Raw genomic sequence first — 18,184 nt, 5'->3', positions numbered from 1 at the left:
GCTGCTGATCACCGCCGGCCAGGCTTCGGACAAAACCGCCGTTCCGGACCTGCTGGTCGGCCTGCCCGCAGCCGGAGCACTCGTTGCGGACCGCGGTTATGACAGCCGCGCTATCCTCGATCCTGTCGCCAAAACAGGTGGACAGGCGCATATCCCCACCCAGAGCCGGGTCCGTGTGCAGCGCTCCGTTGAGCCAGCCCTCTACCGCCGGCGCAACCTCGTGGAGCGGTTCTTCTGCAAGCTCAAACACTTCCGCCGTGTCGCAACGCGCTTCGACAAGCTCGCCCGAAACTTTCTCGCAGCCCTCCTGATCGCCTCAACACGCCTATGGCTGAGAGCTTATGAGTCTACGACCTAGTGCGCCTCGTCCCAGTTGCTTGCCGCGCGCGCGTCCACCTGCAGCGGCACGCGCAGGACCACCGCAGGCTCGGCGGCCTTTTCCATGATGCGGCGGACGACGGGGAGCGTGGTGTCCACTTCCGCCTCCGGCACCTCGAAGATCAGTTCGTCGTGCACCTGCAGCAGCATCTTGGCGGAGAGCTTCGCCTCCTCCAGCGCGTCTTCCATGCGGATCATGGCGCGGCGGATGATATCGGCGGCCGTGCCCTGGATCGGCGCGTTGATCGCGGCGCGCTCGTTGAAGGCGCGGACGTTGGGCTGCGAGGAGCGGATATCGGGATAGTGCGCGCGCCGCCCGAACAGCGTTTCCACATAGCCGTTGTCGCGGGCGAAGCGCTTGGTGTCTTCCATGTAGTCGCGGATGCCGGGGAAGCGCTCGAAATAGCGCTTGATGTAGTCCCCCGCCTCGCCGCGTCCGATCGCCAGCTGGTTGGCGAGGCCGAAGGCGGAAATGCCGTAGATGATGCCGAAATTGATCGCCTTGGCGCGGCGGCGGACGGACGGGTCCATGCCTTCCACCGGCACGCCGAACATCTCCGACGCCGTCATGGCATGGATGTCGAGCCCATCCTCGAAGGCGCGGCGAAGCTGGGGGATCTCCGCCATGTGGGCCAATACGCGAAGCTCGATCTGGCTGTAATCGGCGGAGACCAGCTTGTTGCCGGGCTCGGCGATGAAGGCCTTGCGGATCTCTCGCCCTTCCTCCGTGCGCACCGGGATGTTCTGCACGTTGGGCTCGGAGGAGGAGAGCCGTCCGGTCGTGGTGGAGGCCAGCGAGAAGGAGGAATGGACGCGGCCGGTCTCGCGGTTGATGTAGGTCGGCAGCGCGTCGGTATAGGTGGATTTCAGCTTGGTGAGCTGGCGCCATTCCACGATCTTGCGGGGCAGCGCATGGCCTTCAGCGGCGAGGTCGTCCAGCACCTTCACGTCGGTGGACCAGGCGCCGGTCTTGGTCTTCTTGCCGCCGGGAAGACCAAGCTCGCCGAAGAGAATGTCGCCGAGCTGCTTGGGCGAGCCGATGTTGAACGAGCGGCCCGCCATCTGGAAGATCTCGGCTTCCACGCCCGCGGCCTTCTGAGCGAAGGTGCCGGAAAGGCGCGACAGCATCTGCCGGTCGACCTTGATGCCGCGGCCTTCCATGCGCGCCAGCACCGGCACCAGCGGGCGCTCCAGCCGCTCGTAGACGCGGGTGAGCTTTTCCGCCGCCAGACGCGGCTTCAAAACGCGCCAGAGCCGCAGCGTCACGTCCGCATCCTCGGCGGCGTAGCAGGTGGCGTCCTTGATCCCGACCCGGTCGAAGGTCTTGGCCTTGCCCGCCGCCGTCACCTGCTTGAAGGCTATCGGCTTGTGGCCGAGCACGCTGTCGGAAAGCCCGTCCATGCCGTGGCCCATGCGGCGGCCGGCATCCAGCGCGTAGGACATCAGCATGGTGTCGTCGTGCGGGGCGATGCGGATGCCGTGGCGCGACAGCAGCAGCCAGTCGTACTTGATGTTCTGGCCGATCTTCAGCACCGACGGCTCTTCCAGAAGCGGCTTCAGCCGCGCCAGCGCCTCGGCGATTGGGATCTGCTCCTTATGCAGCCCGCCATTGCCATCGGCATGGGCGAACATGTCGTCCTCGCCCGATTTGTGGCCGAGCGGGATGTAGCAGGCATGGTTCGGCTGGATCGCCAGCGAGACGCCGCAGAGCTCCGCCGACATGGGATCGAGACTGGTCGATTCCGTATCGACGGCGACGACCCCATGCTCGCGCGCGGCCAGGATCCAGTCGTCGAGATCCTCCAGCGTGCGGACGCAGTGGTAGCCTTCCACGTCGACCTTCGGCTCCGGCGCCTCCGCCTTGCGCCGTTCCGCCAGCATGGCGGGCGAGCCCAGCACCGGGCCGGTGGCGAGCGCCTGCAGCGGACGCGCCGAGGCGGACCTGCCCGGAGCTTTCGCCGCGCCGCTTTCGCCGGCGGGCGGAATATCCGACGCTTCCGGCAGGTCCGGCCCGTGCGGCCGGGTGGTGCCTTCCTTGCCGGACCAGCCCTCGATCACGAGATCCGCCGGTTCGACCGCATCCGGCACCGCGCCCGTCTTCTCGGCGATGCGGCGCGTGAGCGCCGCGAATTCCATGGCCTTGGAAAAGGCGACCGCGCGCGGGCCGTCCACGGCTTCCACAGCGAGATCGCCGATCGCCACGTCGAGCGGCACGTCCGGGCAGAGCGTCACCAGTTTGCGGGAAATGCGCGCCTGCTCGGCGAACTGAACGAGGTTTTCACGTCGCTTCGGCTGCTTGATCTCCGGCGCGCGGGCCAGCAGCGTATCGAGATCGCCATATTCGTCGAGGAGTTGCGCCGCCGTCTTGGCGCCGATGCCGGGCACCCCCGGCACGTTGTCGACGCTGTCGCCGCAAAGCGCCTGCAGGTCGATCATCTTCTCCGGGCCGACGCCGAACTTGGCGCGCACGTAATCCTCGCCGATGACGACGTTCTTCATCGTGTCGACCATGATCACGGTCGGCCCGAGCAGCTGCATCAGGTCCTTGTCGGAGGAGACGATGGTGGTGCGCGCGCCGGCCTGGCAGGCCTGCCGGGCATAGGTCGCGATCAGGTCGTCAGCTTCCCAGCCCTTCTGCTCAACGCAAGCGAGATTGAAGGCGCGGGTCGCCTGCCGGATGAGGCCGAATTGCGGGATGAGATCGTCCGGCGGCGACGGCCGGTGCGCCTTGTAGTCGGAATAAAGCTCGTTCCGGAACGTCTTGGAGGAGAAGTCGAAGATCACCGCGAAGTGCGTCGGCTCGTCGTGCTGCCCGGTCGGGCCTTCCTGCAGGAGCTTCCAGATCATGTTGCAGAAGCCGGCGACGGCGCCGACCGGCAGCCCGTCGGACTTGCGCGTCAACGGCGGCAGCGCGTGAAAGGCGCGGAAGATGAAGGCCGAGCCGTCGACAAGGACGAGGTGATCGCCCTCCCCGATGCCGGTGACCGGCGAACCGGCGGAGGTGGAGGCGGGAGCGGCTTCGGAGGCATTGGACATGGCGGGACATTTGCCCCCTTGCCCGGCTTTTTCAAGCAGAGCTTTCGCCCGCGACCCTGCCCCTCGGGCCGCCCCTGTTCACCCGGTCGTCATTCCGCCGGCGAAAGGCTCGCCTTTTGCCGCAGATACGGCCCCTCGATGCGCGCCCAGTCAGGCCGCACGAAGAGGAAGGTGCCCCAGCCGCTCCAGCGCACCAGCCGGTAGAGGATCACCGGCACGACGATGCCGCACAGCGTCACCAGCACGCAGATCGTCCCGATATCGGTGATGATCCCGCTCTTCAGCAGGATCGCGCGGCTGACCGCCATGGGCAGGAAGAAGGCGAGATAGACCACGATGGAATTCTGGCCGAGATAGTTGAGCGGCCGGATCGCCGCCGTCCGAGAGAGCAGGACCGAGACCGTCACCACCGCCAGCGCGCCGGCCAAGCCGAGGCCGAGGCTGACGAAGGGCAGGTCCGGCCAGCCCGCGAAGACGATCGCGCCATGCACCAGCGCCCAGGCGAGGAACAGTCCGGTTCCGGCCAGCGGATGGCGCCCAAGCGCCGCGGCATAGCGGAAGACGGCATCGGCGAAAACGTAGCCGGTGTAGAAGTAGATGAACTTGCTGGCGAACTCGTCGATCAGCACCGAGCCGGTATTCACGTGCAGGATCTCCAGCGCCGCGCCGGCGATCCACACGGCCGGCCACGGCACATGCCGCAGGAGGCGCGTCACCACCAGGAAGAGGGCCAGGTGGTAGATGAACCAGAGCGTGCCCCAGGGTTCGATGAAGGCCCTGAGATATTCGGCACCAAGCCCGGACCAACCCTCGTCCGCGATCATGCCGGGCGCCTTGAAGGCGAACTGGATCGTCAGCCACAGCACGTAGAAATAGGCGAAATGCAGCACCTTCCGGTCGAGATAGAGCCGCCACGGGCTGTCGATGCGGTGGGCGAGAAACAGGCCGGCGATCATGAAGAAATCGGGCATGCGGAAGGGGCGGGCGAACTCGACGACGTAGTGCATCCAGCCGGTTGCGTCGGCGGCTTTCTCGACGCCCAGAGTGGAATGCATCATCACGACCATGCAGATGCAGAAGCCCTTGGCCACATCCACCCAGCTTACGCGTCCGGCCATTGTCACCGCTCCGTCCGATTGTTTCCCAATACCACTTTCGCCGGCCCGCGCCCGCTCGAAATCCTAAGCGCTAGTAAACGACTCTCCTCCATTTCGAGAATTGACGTGGATCGCGGCAGTCGAGGCCCGTTCGACCTCCCTGCTCCGCCCGAATGTGGTAATGAAGACGAATGATCTCCCCTCATCCCCTGTCCGGCCGTCGCGCCCCCGACGCCTGTCCTCTCAAAACCGCCCGATTTGCCTCGCAGACCGCCGGATGGATCGGGATCGCGGCGTAGATGGCTGGACGGAAGAAAGACCGTCGGGTCGAGCCGAGCTTCGGCGGCGGCAAGCGGAACGACGAATGGCGGGTGAGCGCGGACGATCGGTCCGTGCCGACGTCGCGCCGGTCGCGGGGTAAAGGCAACGGAGGCGGCGGGCGATCCGGTCGCGGCTCCCGCAAGAGCGGCGGTAGGCGCGGCAGAGGGGGCGGCGGCCCGCTCCGGCTGCTCACCCGGCTCATCTACTGGTGCTGCGTGCTGGCGCTGTGGATCGTGATCTGCGCCGGTGGCGTCGTCGCCTATTACGGAATGCAGCTGCCGGCGGCGTCCGAATGGAAGATCCCCGACCGGCCGCCCAACGTTCAGATCGTCTCGCTCGACGGAACGCTGATCGGCAATCGGGGCGATACGGGCGGCGAAGCGGTCAAGATCAAGGACCTCCCCTCCTATGTGCCGAATGCCGTGATCGCCATCGAGGACCGGCGCTTCCGCTCGCATTTCGGCCTCGACCCGATCGGCCTCGCCCGCGCTTTCGCCACCAACGCGATGCGCGGCCATCTGCGCCAGGGCGGCTCGACGCTGACGCAGCAGCTGGCCAAGAACATGTTCCTGTCGCCGGAGCGGTCGCTCAAGCGCAAGGTGCAGGAAGTGGTGCTCGCGCTGTGGCTGGAGCATCATTATTCCAAGGACCAGATCCTGGAGATGTACCTGAACCGGGTCTATCTCGGCGGCGGGGCCTACGGGATCGACGCGGCGGCGCATCGCTATTTCGACGAGGACGCCAGGCATCTGACGATCCCGCAGGCGGCGATGATCGCCGGCCTCCTCAAGGGTCCGAGCTACTATTCCCCCATGCGCAACCTGAAGCGGGCGCGCACCCGCGCCGCGCTCGTCGTGAACGCGATGGCGGAAGAGAAGTATATCAGCCAGGCGCAAGCCAAGCAGGCGCTGGCGCAGCCGGCGCAGATCGCGACCGCCCATCTCGCCAAGAGCGAGAACTACGTCGCCGACTGGGTGATGGACCAGATCCCCGGCTATATCGGCAACATCAGCGGCGACATCGTGGTGCAGACCACCATCGACATGACGCTGCAGCGCGCGGCGGAAAAGGCGCTGGTCGACGGCATCGACAAGGAAGGCAAGAAGTACAACGTCTCGCAGGCCGCCCTCGTCTCCATGGACGGCACGGGCGCGGTGCGCGCGCTGGTCGGCGGCAAGGACTATTCGGAAAGCCAGTTCGACCGGGCGATCCAGGCGCATCGCCAGCCGGGCTCCACGTTCAAGCCCTTCGTCTACCTGACCGCGCTGGAACACGGGCTGCGCCCGGATTCCATCCGCATCGACCAGCCCGTGACGTTCGGCAACTGGTCGCCCCACAATGACGACAACAAGTATATCGGCCCCGTCACGCTGAAGACCGCGCTGGCCCGCTCCATCAACACGATCGCGGCACAGCTCGTCATGGAGGTCGGACCGGCCAACGTGATCGAGACGGCGCATCGGCTTGGCATCAATTCCGCCATCCAGCCCAACGCCTCCATCGCGCTCGGCACGTCCGAGGTGACGCTGCTGGAACTCACCGGAGCCTACGTACCCTTCGCCAATGGTGGCTACGGCGCGACGGCGCACGTGATCCAGTCGATCAAGTCCTCGGTGGGCAAGGTTCTTTATTCCCGCAAGGAGGGCAACCAGCCGCAGGTCGTCAGCATCGACAATGTCGCGATGATGAACGACATGCTGCAGGAGACGATCGAGAGCGGCACGGCCGCCCGCCGCGCCACCCTGTCGGGCTGGCCAGCCGCCGGCAAGACCGGCACCAGCCAGGATTTCCGCGACGGCTGGTTCGTCGGCTACACCGCCAATCTCACGACCGGCGTCTGGGTCGGCAACGACGATAACACGCCGACCAAGCGCGCCTTCGGCGGCACCATGCCCGCCGATATCTGGTCGGCCTACATGAAGCCCGCCCACGCGGGCGTGCCCGTTCGACTGCTTCCCGGCACCGATCTCCTGCCCAGCCTGATGGCGCGCCAGGACCAGACCGAGGCTCCGCAAACGGCTTCGAACGATCAGGATGCGCTGACGCAGCAGGTGGAACAGGCTCTGCAGGATTCGCAGGGCCGCGAGCCGCCGCCTCCGGGAACCATGATGCCCGGGCAGCAGCCCCAGCGGCGCCGGGGCCTCGTAGACCTGATCTTCGGGCGGTAGCTTTCGGCTCAGCCTTCCCGGCCGACCGCGTGCAGCGCGGCGCCATGCTGCTTCAGCCAGCGGCGTGACGCCATGTGGCCGGGATCGAGCGCGGCGACGATATCCCAGAAGGCCTGGCTGTGGTTCATCTCGCGGAGATGCGCCACTTCATGCGCGGCGAGATAATCCAGCACCGCCGTCGGGGCGAGCACGAGCCTCCACGAAAAGGTCAGAACGCCCGCGCTCGTGCAGGAACCCCAGCGGCTGCGCGCGTCGCCGATCCGCAGCGCCTTCGCCGGCTTGCCCAGTCGCTCGCAGTGACGGTCCACCGCCCGCGTGAGGTCACGCCGGGCCTCGCGCTTCAGCCACTCCGTCACGCGGCGGGCGATATGGTCGGCTTCCCCCGGCACCTGCAGCTCGAGGGTGCCGGCTTCACCGCTTTGAAGGCGGATCAATCCGCGTCCGGTGCGGTGGACGATCCGGCAGGGCTCGCCGCGCAGAGGAAGCTCGGCTCCATCGGCGAAGGGCGAGGCGTCGGCGACACGGTCCAGCCGCGCCTCCAGCCAGGCGGCGTTGCGGGCCACGAAGCGCTCCGCCTCCCCCAGCCGCGTGCGCACCGGCAGCGTCAGCACGGGACCGAAGGCGGGATCGAGCCGCAGCGTCAGCCGGCGGGCGCGGGCGTTGCGCTTCACGGGAATGACGAGGTCCTGCCCGCAGATGCGCAGGCGGACGCTCTCGGGGGCGGGCTTGAGCAAGGGCTTGGGCGCGAATCGCATGATCCATTATCGGCGTTCGGCCCGGCCCGGAACAGCACGCGCCAAAGAAAACGGGGCCCGAAGGCCCCGCTCTGTACGTTTCGGCCGGGTCGCTCAGTCGCCCTGCGGCCCCGAGCCCGCCGAGCCGCCGGAGGTGCGGTTGCGGTACTCGCTCATGAAGCGCTCGAACTCTTCCTTGTCCTTGGCCCGGCGCAGCTCGCGCAGGAAGGACTCGAATTCGGTACGCATTTCCTCGACCTTGCGGCGCTCTTCTTCCAACCGGCGGATCTCACGCTCGCGATATTCGTCGAACGCGACATTGCCCGTGTTCCAGAAGGCATTGCCGCCCCGGCGCGTCCCGAAGCCCGAACCGAAGGAACCGAACTGGGACTTCAACTGGGACCGGAAGTCGGACGTACGACGGCCGAGCTCGTCACCCCAGATGATATAGGCGAGCATTGCGAGACCAAGCGGCCAGAAGATCGCGAAGCCCGCAACCATCAGGACGATGTTCAGAGGTTTCCAGCGGCCGCGTGAAAAACAGGCGCGGCCGGCACTGTCGTTGTACGTCATGGGACTCCCCTCGGTGACTACGAAGATCACATGGGAAGGCCGGAAAAGCGTTTCAAGACGGGACAGGTGAGCCGGCCAAAGACGTGATCGGCCTTTACCGAGGGTCCGCCTTTGTCCGCTTCGCGCCACCACGCCGCCCGGGCTTTTCGGCCGGCTCGTGCCGGCGCACGAAGGCGGCGATCCGCGGCACGATCTCCTCGCGGTAGCGGCTGCCGTTGAACACTCCGTAATGGCCGACGCCGGGCTGGAGATAGCGATCGCGCATGGTCGCCGGCAGGCTGGAGCAGAGCGCGTGCGCCGCCTCCGTCTGGCCCGGCGCGGAGATGTCGTCCCGCTCGCCCTCGATGGTGAAGAGCGCCGTTCCCGAGATGGCTTCCGGCCGGATCGGGCGACCGCGATGCGTCATCAGCCCGCGCGGCAGCAGGTGCTCGATGAAGACAGTCTCGATGGTCTGCAGGTAGAATTCGGCGGTGAGATCCATCACGGCCAGGAACTCGTCGTAGAACTCGCGATGCTTCTCCACGGATTCGCCGTCGCCCTGGACCAGATGGGCGAACATCTCGCCATAGGCCTTCACATGGCGGTCGAGATGCATGCCGAGAAAGCCGCTGAGCTGCATGAAGCCGGGATAGACGACACGGCCCCCGCCCGGGCAAGTTGCCGGCACGGTCATCACCGCGTTCTCGCGAAACCAGTCGATGCCGTAGCCCTTGGCGAGGCGATTAATCTCGGTCGGCGCGACGCGGGTGTCGACCGGGCCGCCGATCAGCGTCATCGACGCTGGCAAGGCGGCATCGCCGTCCTCGGACATCAGCGACACGGCGGCCAGCACCGGCACGGAGGGCTGGCACACCGCCATCACATGCGCGCCGGGGCCGATCGCCCGGATCATCGCGGTGACCGCATCGATATAGCCGTCGAGGTCGAAGCGACCGGCCGCAGCCGACACGTTCCGCGCATCGGCCCAGTCGGTCACGTAGACGTCATGGCCGGGCAGCAGCGCCTCCACCGTGCCGCGCAGCAGCGTCGCGTGGTGGCCGGACATGGGAGCGACGAGCAGCAGCTTCGGATCGGCCGCGCGACCGGCCGGCAGCTCGCGGTGGAAATGGAGCAGCGAGCAGAAAGGGCTCTGCCACACGATCTCCTCGGTGACATCGACGGTTTGGCCGTCCACCTCGGTGTTAACCAACCCGAAGGCCGGCTTGCCGTAGCGCCGGGTCGTTCGCTCGAAGAGATCAGCCGCCGCCAGGACGGAGCGGCCGAACGGCGTTTCGGCAAACGGATTGCCCGGGCTCTGGAAGGCTGCCCGTGTTGCGTCCGCGAAGGCGCGCCACGGGGCCAGCGCCGCATGGTTCAGTTCGAACAGCTCGTAAAAGGACACGCGGAACTCAAGCCTCTCTCACGAACACGGATGTTCGGCACTGCAGCATGGCCTGTTTTCGCACTGCAGTACGCACAATGCAATCGACCAGAAGAAGGGTTACTCTCCTGTCTGAAGCAATGAGCCGCTGACCCGGGCGGAACGAAGAAGCAGCGAGAAGCCGACGACTGCCGCGGCGAAATAAACGACGTTCAGGCCGAGCGAGATGATCATGGCCGTGGCGTCGAAATGCCGGTTCAGCACGAGGTCCCGCAGTCCCTCGAAGACATAGGTCGGCGGCAGCGCCCGCGCGATGAACTGCAGCCAGACCGGCAGCGTCGCCACGGGATAGTAGACGCAGCAGAGCGGCAGCAGGACGAACGTCACGCTCCAGGCGAAAGCTTCGGCGCCCATACCCTTTTTCAGGATCAGCCCGCAGGCGAGCAGCCCGATGGCCCAGCTCGTCAGGATCAGGTTGACGAAGAAGGCCGCGAAGGCGAGGCCGAGCCCCCACAGGTTGAAGCCGAAAAAGGCGAGCGCCAGCAGGCTGACCGGGATCAGCCCGATCGCCAGCCGGATCAGGCTCATCACCATCAGCGCGGCGACGAACTCTGCCGGCCGCAGCGGCGTCATCATGAGGTTGCCGAGATTGCGGGACCACATCTCCTCCAGGAAGGTGATGGAGAAGCCGACCTGGCCGCGAAACAGGATGTCCCAGAGAAGCACCGCGCCGATGAAGGCGCCCCCGGCCTGCGCCGCCATGCCGCTCTGGCGCGCCAGATAGGTCTGCAGGAACCCCCACATCAGCATCTGCACGGCCGGCCAGTAGACGAGGTCGAGCAGGCGCGGCCAGGAGGAACGCAGGAGATACGAGTAGCGCAGAACCATGGCGCCGACGCGCCGTGGCGAGATCGCGACGTAATCCGTGGCCGCCCGGCTCATGTCATCGGGGCCCATCGCATTCAGGCCCGTCCCCTTCAGGCTCATGTCACGGCTCCCTGCCCGCGCCCGCGCGCCACGTCGAGGAACACGTCCTCCATGTTGTCGCGGCCATAGCGGGAGATCAGGTCGGCCGGCGCGCCGCGGTCGACGATCCGGCCGGCGCGCATCATGATGACGTCGTCGCAGAGCCGCTCCACTTCCGGCATGTTGTGCGACGCCAGCAGAATCGCCGCTCCCCGCTCGCGGCGATAGACCTCCAGCCGCGTCCGCACCCAGTCGGCCGTATCGGGATCGAGCGAGGCCGTCGGCTCGTCAAGCAGCAGGACGTCCGGCGCGTTGATCAGCGCCTTGGCAAGCGCCACGCGGGTCTTCTGCCCGGCGGAGAGCTTGCCGGAGGGGCGGTCTAGCAGCGCTGTAAGGTCCAGAGAAGCGGCGAGTTCGTCGATGCGCTCGCGGAGAGGGCGCACGCCATAGAGCTGGCCGAAAACGGTGAGGTTCTGCCGGATGGTGAGCCGCAGCGGCATCTCGACATAGGGGCTCTGGAAGTTGATCCGGTGCAGCGCGCGATGGCGCTCCCGCGCCATGTCGGAGCCCAGCACCCGGGCCGTGCCGGTAGTCGGCAGCGTAAGGCCCATGATCATGGCGATCGTCGTGGTCTTGCCCGCGCCATTGCCGCCGAGCAGGCCGACGATGGCGCCGCGCGGCACGGAGAAGCTGATGCCGTCCACGGCACGCACCGGGCCGTAGGCCTTGACGAGATCAGTCACCGCGATTGCTGCCGCCGGGGCTTCGGTCCGGCCCTGAGCCGCGCCGGCCGACCGCTCGTCGCCATTGCCGCCGGACAAGCGCATGCGCTAGTCGCGCTCGCCGAAACCGTCTTCCACGAGGGCCGCGATTGCCGCGATTGCCGCCGCCGCGTCCACGCCGGCGGCGGAGACTTCGATGTGGGAACCCGGCGCTGCCGCCAGCGTCATCAGCCCCATGATGGAGGTTCCGCCAACCGTCTGGCCGTCCTTGCTGACGCTGATCTCGGCCTCGAAGGCCTCGGCGCACTTCACGAATTTGGCGGAAGCCCGTGCGTGCAGGCCTCTCTTGTTGACGATTTCGAGGTCTCGGCTCAGCGTTTCGCTCATTCGTTGGACAGGATCCGGCTCGCGACGTTGATGTATTTGCGGCCTGCTTCCTGCGCCGCCATCGCCGCCTCCTCCAGGCTGCGATCGGCCCGCACGCTGGCCAGCTTGATCAACATAGGGAGGTTGACGCCGGCGACAACCTCGACCTCGCCGGGAGACATCACGGAAATGGCGAGGTTGGACGGGGTCCCGCCGAACATGTCGGTGAGCAGGATGACGCCCGAGCCGCTGTTCACCTTCGCCACGGCATCGACGATGTCCTGCCGCCGCTCCTCCATGTCGTCCTCCGGACCGATGGAGACAGTCTCGCAAGCGGTCTGCGGACCGACCACATGCTCCAGTGCGGCTCGAAATTCGGCGGCGAGCTGACCATGGGTTACGAGAACCAGACCGATCATTTTTCCAGTCGCATCGTTGAAAGTTGGTCATCTTCGCCAAAGCGGCGTTCTTCGCAAGTGCTCAATTCCGGCTTTCCTCGATCCTGTCCAGGGCGGCTTCGACAAGCGGCAGCGCGATATCCGGATGCGGAGGCACCGGCTGTCGCGCCAGTTCAATTTGCATCAAACAGATGGAGAAGTCCTCAACAGGCGGCATTCTTTCCCATTTTGCGACGATGTCGAGCACCAAAGCGAGAACGACCTGCCGCTCGACCGGGCGAGCCACCAATCCGCGGCCGCGCAATTCAAGCAGCCCGGCAATGGCGCGGGGGGCGCAGGCGAGCAGCCGGCCGGCGCGGGCCGCCACGAAGACGCGGTCGTCGGCAACCAGCGTTCCGCCCCGCCGGATGAGCGCCTCTGCCAGCCGCGACTTGCCCGAGCCGGAGGGTCCCCGGATCAGCAGTCCGAGCCCGCGATAAAGGACGGCGCTGGCGTGAATGGCTTCGCCCAGCCGCTCAGGCTCCCGCCGACGGCAGCGTGACGATGAAGCGCGCGCCCCGCACCGTACCGTCTTCGGCCACCCGGTTCTCCGCCCGGACGGTGCCGCGATGGGCCTCGGCGATCTGCCGCGTGATCGCAAGCCCCAGGCCGGAATTCTGCCCGAAGGCCTCGCCTTCCGGCCGGTCGGTATAGAAGCGCTCGAAGATGCTCTCGATGTTCTCCGCGCGGATGCCCGGTCCGTCATCGTCCACGGTGACGAGCACCGAAGCCGCCTCGCGCCGCGCCAGCACCCGGATTTCGCCATCGGGCGGGGAGAAGGAAAGCGCGTTGTCGATGAGGTTGTTGAAGATCTGGCCGAGCCGGCTGTCATGGCCGAAGACGAAGAACGCGTCCTTGCCGAAGCGGCCGGGCTCCACGCGAAGCTGCAGTCGCTCCGGCCGGTCGACCCGCGTTTCCTGCAGGGCGAAGACCACCGTCTCGATGAGCCGATGAACGTCGACGGGCTCGGCATCCTCGCGCGCCAGCTCCGCATCGAGCCGGGAAGCGTCGGAAATGTCGGTGATCAGCCGGTCGAGGCGGCGGATGTCGTGCTTGATGATGGCCAGCAGCCGTTCGCGCTGCTCGTCCGTGCGGGCGATCGGCAGCGTCTCCACCGCGCTCCTGAGTGACGTCAGCGGGTTCTTCAGTTCGTGCGAGACATCGGCGGCGAACGTCTCGATCGCGTCCATCCGGTTGTAGAGCGCCGTGGTCATGTCGCTGAAGGCGCGCGCGAGATGGCCGATCTCGTCCTTGCGGTCGCCGAAATTCGGGATCTCGATGCGCCGCTTCACCCGCCGCACGCGGTCGGCCGCCGCCGCCAGCCGGCGCACCGGGCCGGCGATGGTGCTGGCCAGCAGCAGCGACAGCAGCATGGTCACGGCGGTCGCCACGACGGCCACGCGGACGATCGCCATGCGCTCCGCCGCGACGATCTTGTCGATATCGCCGGATTGCGTGGAAAGCAGCAGCGAACCCAGAACGCCGCGGAAACGCTGCACCGGCACGGCGACGGAGACGATCAGGCCGCCATCCTCGCCCACCCGCACCACGGAGGCCGGCGAGCCGCTGAGGGATGTCGCCACCTCCGGATATTGCTTGCCATTGGCCGCCCCGATCTCGTGATAGGCCGGGAGGTCCCCAACGCGCCACCAGCGCTTGAAGCCTTCCCACCAGCGCTCCGGCAGGCTCTTGCGGGCAAAGGGCGGCGGCAGGTCGAATTGCAGGATCTGGCCGCGGGCATAGAGCGCGCGGGAATCGAGCAGCAGCGTGCCGTCCTGGTCGTAGATCCTCGCCCGCGTCCGGGTCGGCGAGATCAGGCGCGTCAGGACCGGAGCCACCTGCTCGGGATTGATCGGGAAATCGGCATTCGCCTCGCCGGAATCATAGGGCGAGCCGCTTTCGCCCGCCTGCAGGTCGAGGAGCTTGTTGGGGTCTATGGTGATCGCGTCGGTGCTGGCCGTCGCCTGCGCCGCGATCGCCGCCGCGATGATCTGGCCCTGCGTCAGAAGGCTCTCCACGCGGGCGTCGATCAGACCGGCGCGGAACTTGTTGAGATAGAGTATGCCGCCGACCAGCGCGATCGTCGCGGCGAGGTTCAGGATGACGATGCGCCGGGTGAGGCTCGACGTGCCGATGCTGCTGATGGCGGCAACGAGATGCCGGAGCGGCCGCGTCAGGCGGCCGGCCAGGCGGAAAGGCCGCCCGCCGGCACCCGCAAGCAGCGAGCGCCGCCTCCTGCGCTGGCCTTCCGGAGAATCCGCCACCATGTCGCCGGTCAGGCTTCCCGGAAGCGATAGCCGACGCCGTACAGCGTCTCGATCATGTTGAAGTCATCGTCCACGGCCTTGAACTTCTTGCGCAGCCGCTTGATGTGGCTGTCGATGGTGCGGTCGTCCACATAGACCTGATCGTCATACGCCGCGTCCATCAGGGCGTTGCGGCTCTTCACCACGCCCGGCCGCTGCGCCAGCGCGAACAGGATCAGGAACTCCGTCACCGTGAGCGTGACGTTCTCGCCCTTCCAGGTGCAGGTGTGCCGCTCCTGGTCCATCGAGAGATCGCCCCGGTCCAGCATGCGCGAGGGCTCGCCGGGCTTCGGCGCCGTCACGTCGCGCGGCTGGAAGCGGCGGAGCACCGCCTTGACGCGCTCCACCAGCAGGCGCTGCGAGAACGGCTTCTTGATGAAATCGTCGGCGCCCATCTTGAGGCCGAAGAGTTCGTCGATCTCGTCGTCCTTGGACGTCAGGAAGATCACCGGCAGATCGCTGCTCTGGCGCAGCTTGCGCAGCAGCTCCATCCCGTCCATGCGCGGCATCTTGATATCGAAGATGGCGAGGTCGGGAGGGCTCTGGGCCAGCCCATCCAGCGCGCTCACCCCGTCATTGTAGGTCTGCACGCGGTAGCCTTCGGTCTCCAGTGTCATGGAGACGGAGGTCAGGATGTTTCGGTCGTCGTCGACGAGCGCGATGGTCGGCATAGCCTGTCTCCCTCGTGTCAGGCATTGTGCCCGTGAATTACTGCTTTTGAAAACGGAATGCGAACAGAATGTGGCAGGCGCAATGACTGACACGAAGTCTCGTTCCCCGGAGGGGGCCAACCACGGGAAAATGATCGAAATCGCCCGCGCCATGCTGCGTGAGCCGGGTCCGGCGACGCTCGCGACGCTTTCAGCCGAGGGCGCGCCCTTCGCCTCGCTGGTGACCTTCGCGCCGGATCGCGACGCGGCGCCGCTGCTGCTGCTCTCCGGCCTCGCCGTCCATACCGGCAACCTCCGGCGCGATCCCCGCGCCTCGCTGCTGATCGCGGCCGGTGCGGAGACCGCCGATCCCCTGACCGCGCCGCGCCTGACGCTGACCGGGCGCATCGTGCGGGAAGCCGACCAGGCCGGCACGCGCGAAGTCTTCCTGGCCGGCCAGCCGGAAGCGGCGCTCTACATCGATTTCGGGGATTTCGCGCTCTACCGGATGGCGGTCGAGGGCGCTCATTTCGTCGCCGGCTTCGGCCGCATCGGCGCGATCGCCGCCGAGGCCCTTCTCGGCGACTGACTATTCCGGCTTGCGGAAGCTCAGATAGGTGAGCGGCCGGCCCTCGCGGATGGCCTTGGCCTCGTAGCGCGTGCCCGGCCAACCCGGCCATGCCGTGCCCACTTCACTCGCCAAGCGCAGCGGCACGAGACCGCCGTGGGAGGCAACCTCCGCCAGCGTCCAGCGAACATAGGAGGCGATGTCGCTGGCGAAGCGAAACTCGCCGCCCGGGCGAAGCGCGCGAACGATGCGCGCGAGATTGTCGGCATTGACGAAGCGGCGCTTCCAGTGGCGCGGCTTGGGCCAGGGATCGGGGTAAAGCAGGTCCACCCGCTCCAGCGAGGCGGGGGGCAACCAGTCCATGAGCGGCCCGGCCTCCTCGTCATAGAGCCGGACGTTCGGGATACCCGTTTCCTCGATGCCGGCGATCGCCTTCACCATGCCGTTCTGGAACGGCTCCACGCCGATATAGCCGACCTCGGGATGGCGGCCTGCCTCGTGCAGCAGATGCTCCGCGCCGCCGAAGCCGATCTCCAGCCGGACGGAGCCGACCGGGACCGGGAAGAGCTCCGACAGCGCAGCCGGCGCCGGGGCGTCCAGGTCGAGCTTCAGCGCGGGCAGGACCTGCTCGAGGGCAAGCCGCTGCCCGGCGCGCAGGGCCTTGCCCTTGCGCCGTCCGAAGAAGGAGCTTTCGCGGTATTCCACCGTCCGTTGCGTACCTGTCACAGAGCCTGGCGGATCGCCTCGACGAGGTCGGTCTTCTCCCAGGAGAAGCCGCCGTCGGCCTCCGGCGCGCGGCCGAAATGGCCGTAGGCCGCCGTGCGGGCATAGATCGGGCGGTTGAGCTGGAGGTGCTGGCGGATGCCGCGCGGCGACAGGTCGATGACGCGGCCGAGCGCCTTCTCCAGCACGTTTTCCTCCACCTTGCCGGTCTCGTGCAGGTCCACATAGATGGAAAGCGGCTGCGACACGCCGATGGCGTAGGAGAGCTGGATGGTGCAGCGATCGGCAAAGCCGCCGGCGACCACGTTCTTCGCAAGATAGCGCGCCGCGTAGGCGGCCGAACGGTCGACCTTGGTCGGATCCTTGCCGGAGAAGGCGCCGCCGCCATGGGGGGCCGCGCCGCCGTAGGTGTCCACGATGATCTTGCGGCCGGTCAGGCCGGCGTCGCCGTCCGGCCCACCGATGACGAACTTGCCGGTCGGATTGACGTGCCAGACGGTGTCGGCGGAGATCCAGCCTTCCGGCAGGGCCTCACGGATATAGGGCTCGACGAGGGCGCGCACGTCGGGGGATTCCAGGCTCTCGTCGAGATGCTGGGTGGAGAGCACGATGGAGCTGACGCCGACCGGCTGGCCGTCGCGATATTCCACGGTGACCTGCGACTTGGCGTCCGGGCCGAGGCTGGGCTCGCGGCCGGAATGCCGGGCCTCAGACAGGAGGCGGAGAATGCGGTGCGCGTAATGGATCGGCGCGGGCATCAGCTCCGGCGTCTCGCGGCAGGCGTAGCCGAACATGATGCCCTGGTCGCCGGCGCCTTCGTCCTTGTTGTCGGCGCTGTCGACGCCCTGCGCGATGTCGGCCGACTGCTCGTGCAGGAGCACGTCGATCTGGGCGTTCTCCCAGTGGAAGCCGTCCTGCTCGTAGCCGATGCGGCGGATCGTGTCGCGGGCGAGCTGCTCGACCTTGGCGGCATCGACGCTTTCCGACCCGCGAACCTCGCCGGCGATCACGACCCGGTTGGTCGTCGCCAGCGTCTCACAGCCCACGCGGGCCTCGGGGAAAGCACTCAGATGGGCATCGACGACAGCATCGGAAATCTGGTCGCAGACTTTGTCGGGGTGCCCTTCGGACACAGACTCGCTGGTGAAGAAATAATGCCGTCGCATGGAGCTGAACCTACCGTCGATGAAGCGGGAGACGCGCGGTAATGCGCCCTTATGAAGTGACAGACGATTGCCCCAACACTGCTCGCCCCGTCAAGCGACGGATCGTCCTACTCGGAGCTATCGTTATCCGCGATGGAGCGGACGAGGTCGATGATCTTGCGCCGGACCTTGCCATCCTTGATCCGCGCGAAGGCCCGCGTCAGTTCGAGCCCCTCGCTGGACGCCACGAAGTCCATGATGAAACCCGGAGACTGGCCTTCGGCCATGCCGCCGACGGGAACGGATTCCCCCGTCGCTTCCGGAAAGAAGAAGGAAATCGGCACGTCCAGGGTGCGGGCCAGCGCCTGCAGGCGGCTCGCGCCGATGCGGTTGGTGCCCTTCTCGTATTTCTGGACCTGCTGAAAGGTCACCCCGAGTTGCTCTCCGAGCTTCTCCTGGCTGAGCCCGAGCATCTTGCGACGCATTCGCACCCTCCCCCCGACGAACTCGTCGGTCGGGTTGGGTCGCTTGGGCAAGTTCTCTCCGGCGTCGTTCACGAGCGCTCCAAGCACATCATTCTCAGGTTGAAAGCCGTGCGCACGCATTCAAAGCGGCTGGCAAGCACCGATCGCAT

General features: G+C 66.9%; 18 protein-coding genes. 3 read left to right on the top strand and 15 right to left on the bottom strand.

The features are described from left to right. Positions 1–358, top strand: a 358-nt coding sequence (locus tag BMY25_RS21255; RefSeq protein WP_238858427.1) for a transposase, incomplete at its 5' end; no start/stop codon positions are given. On the opposite strand, the gene polA is transcribed toward BMY25_RS21255, so the two are convergent. Beyond that, positions 355–3,414, bottom strand: coding sequence for a DNA polymerase I (gene polA / locus BMY25_RS18995; RefSeq protein ID WP_092499608.1), 3,060 nt, complete (start codon positions 3,412–3,414; stop codon positions 355–357). The two genes, BMY25_RS21255 and polA, sit on opposite strands and share 4 nt — an antisense overlap. Before the next feature lie 89 nt (positions 3,415–3,503). Beyond that, positions 3,504–4,532, bottom strand: coding sequence for an acyltransferase family protein (locus BMY25_RS18990; RefSeq protein WP_092499606.1), 1,029 nt, complete (start codon positions 4,530–4,532; stop codon positions 3,504–3,506). Positions 4,533–4,810: 278 nt separating this feature from the next. On the opposite strand from BMY25_RS18990, the gene BMY25_RS18985 reads away from it, so the two are divergent. Further along, on the top strand, positions 4,811–7,000 hold the full coding sequence (locus tag BMY25_RS18985) for a transglycosylase domain-containing protein (protein WP_092499604.1): 2,190 nt from the start codon (positions 4,811–4,813) through the stop codon (positions 6,998–7,000). Positions 7,001–7,008: 8 nt separating this feature from the next. Here the strand turns inward: BMY25_RS18985 and BMY25_RS18980 are convergent, their stop codons facing one another. The 10 genes from BMY25_RS18980 to BMY25_RS18935 all read right to left on the bottom strand — a co-directional run bounded on the left by BMY25_RS18980 (position 7,009) and on the right by BMY25_RS18935 (position 15,135). Next, positions 7,009–7,755: a M48 family metallopeptidase gene (locus tag BMY25_RS18980; RefSeq protein ID WP_092499602.1), complete on the bottom strand. Its 747-nt coding sequence runs from the start codon at positions 7,753–7,755 to the stop codon at positions 7,009–7,011. Positions 7,756–7,848: 93 nt separating this feature from the next. Next, positions 7,849–8,307, bottom strand: a complete 459-nt coding sequence (locus tag BMY25_RS18975) for a DUF2852 domain-containing protein (protein WP_092499599.1) — start codon at positions 8,305–8,307, stop codon at positions 7,849–7,851. 94 nt (positions 8,308–8,401) lie between these two features. Beyond that, positions 8,402–9,688, bottom strand: a complete 1,287-nt coding sequence (locus BMY25_RS18970; protein WP_092499597.1) for a polyhydroxyalkanoate depolymerase — start codon at positions 9,686–9,688, stop codon at positions 8,402–8,404. 99 nt (positions 9,689–9,787) lie between these two features. After that, entirely contained in the window at positions 9,788–10,609 is an 822-nt protein-coding gene (locus BMY25_RS18965) for an ABC transporter permease (RefSeq protein WP_092499620.1), read from the bottom strand. 41 nt (positions 10,610–10,650) lie between these two features. Further along, complete coding sequence (locus BMY25_RS18960; protein WP_092499595.1) at positions 10,651–11,460, bottom strand: ABC transporter ATP-binding protein; 810 nt, start codon at positions 11,458–11,460, stop codon at positions 10,651–10,653. A 3-nt stretch (positions 11,461–11,463) separates the two neighbouring features. Beyond that, positions 11,464–11,742: an HPr family phosphocarrier protein gene (locus tag BMY25_RS18955; protein ID WP_092499593.1), complete on the bottom strand. Its 279-nt coding sequence runs from the start codon at positions 11,740–11,742 to the stop codon at positions 11,464–11,466. After that, the gene (locus BMY25_RS18950) at positions 11,739–12,140 is read right to left on the bottom strand and encodes a PTS sugar transporter subunit IIA (RefSeq protein ID WP_092499591.1); all 402 of its coding nucleotides are present in this window, start codon (positions 12,138–12,140) and stop codon (positions 11,739–11,741) included. Before BMY25_RS18950 ends, BMY25_RS18955 begins: the two co-directional genes overlap by 4 nt. A gap of 61 nt (positions 12,141–12,201) precedes the next feature. Continuing rightward, positions 12,202–12,618, bottom strand: coding sequence for an HPr kinase/phosphorylase (locus BMY25_RS20950; RefSeq protein WP_255365520.1), 417 nt, complete (start codon positions 12,616–12,618; stop codon positions 12,202–12,204). A gap of 16 nt (positions 12,619–12,634) precedes the next feature. Further along, on the bottom strand, positions 12,635–14,425 hold the full coding sequence (locus BMY25_RS18940) for a sensor histidine kinase (protein WP_092499587.1): 1,791 nt from the start codon (positions 14,423–14,425) through the stop codon (positions 12,635–12,637). An 8-nt stretch (positions 14,426–14,433) separates the two neighbouring features. Next, positions 14,434–15,135, bottom strand: a complete 702-nt coding sequence (locus BMY25_RS18935) for a response regulator transcription factor (RefSeq protein ID WP_092499585.1) — start codon at positions 15,133–15,135, stop codon at positions 14,434–14,436. 82 nt (positions 15,136–15,217) lie between these two features. Between BMY25_RS18935 and BMY25_RS18930 the strand changes: the two genes are divergently transcribed. Continuing rightward, positions 15,218–15,703 (top strand): HugZ family pyridoxamine 5'-phosphate oxidase, encoded by a 486-nt coding sequence (locus BMY25_RS18930; RefSeq protein WP_092499583.1) that lies wholly within the window; start codon positions 15,218–15,220, stop codon positions 15,701–15,703. Here BMY25_RS18930 and trmB read toward each other — a convergent pair whose 3' ends face one another. From trmB to BMY25_RS18915, 3 genes are all read right to left on the bottom strand, one after another. Next, entirely contained in the window at positions 15,704–16,408 is a 705-nt protein-coding gene (trmB, locus tag BMY25_RS18925) for a tRNA (guanine(46)-N(7))-methyltransferase TrmB (RefSeq protein WP_238858426.1), read from the bottom strand. It lies immediately after the preceding gene. Continuing rightward, positions 16,405–17,571 carry a methionine adenosyltransferase gene (gene metK, locus BMY25_RS18920; RefSeq protein ID WP_092499579.1) on the bottom strand — a complete coding sequence of 389 codons (1,167 nt, stop codon included), beginning with the start codon at positions 17,569–17,571 and terminating at the stop codon, positions 16,405–16,407. Before metK ends, trmB begins: the two co-directional genes overlap by 4 nt. A 107-nt stretch (positions 17,572–17,678) precedes the next feature. Then, the gene (locus tag BMY25_RS18915) at positions 17,679–18,086 is read right to left on the bottom strand and encodes a helix-turn-helix domain-containing protein (protein ID WP_428976988.1); all 408 of its coding nucleotides are present in this window, start codon (positions 18,084–18,086) and stop codon (positions 17,679–17,681) included. Between the last annotated feature and the right edge of the window lie 98 nt (positions 18,087–18,184).

The organism is Faunimonas pinastri (assembly GCF_900110915.1).
GTDB lineage: Bacteria > Pseudomonadota > Alphaproteobacteria > Rhizobiales > Afifellaceae > Faunimonas > Faunimonas pinastri.
This window is presented reverse-complemented; position numbering and strand designations above follow the sequence as displayed.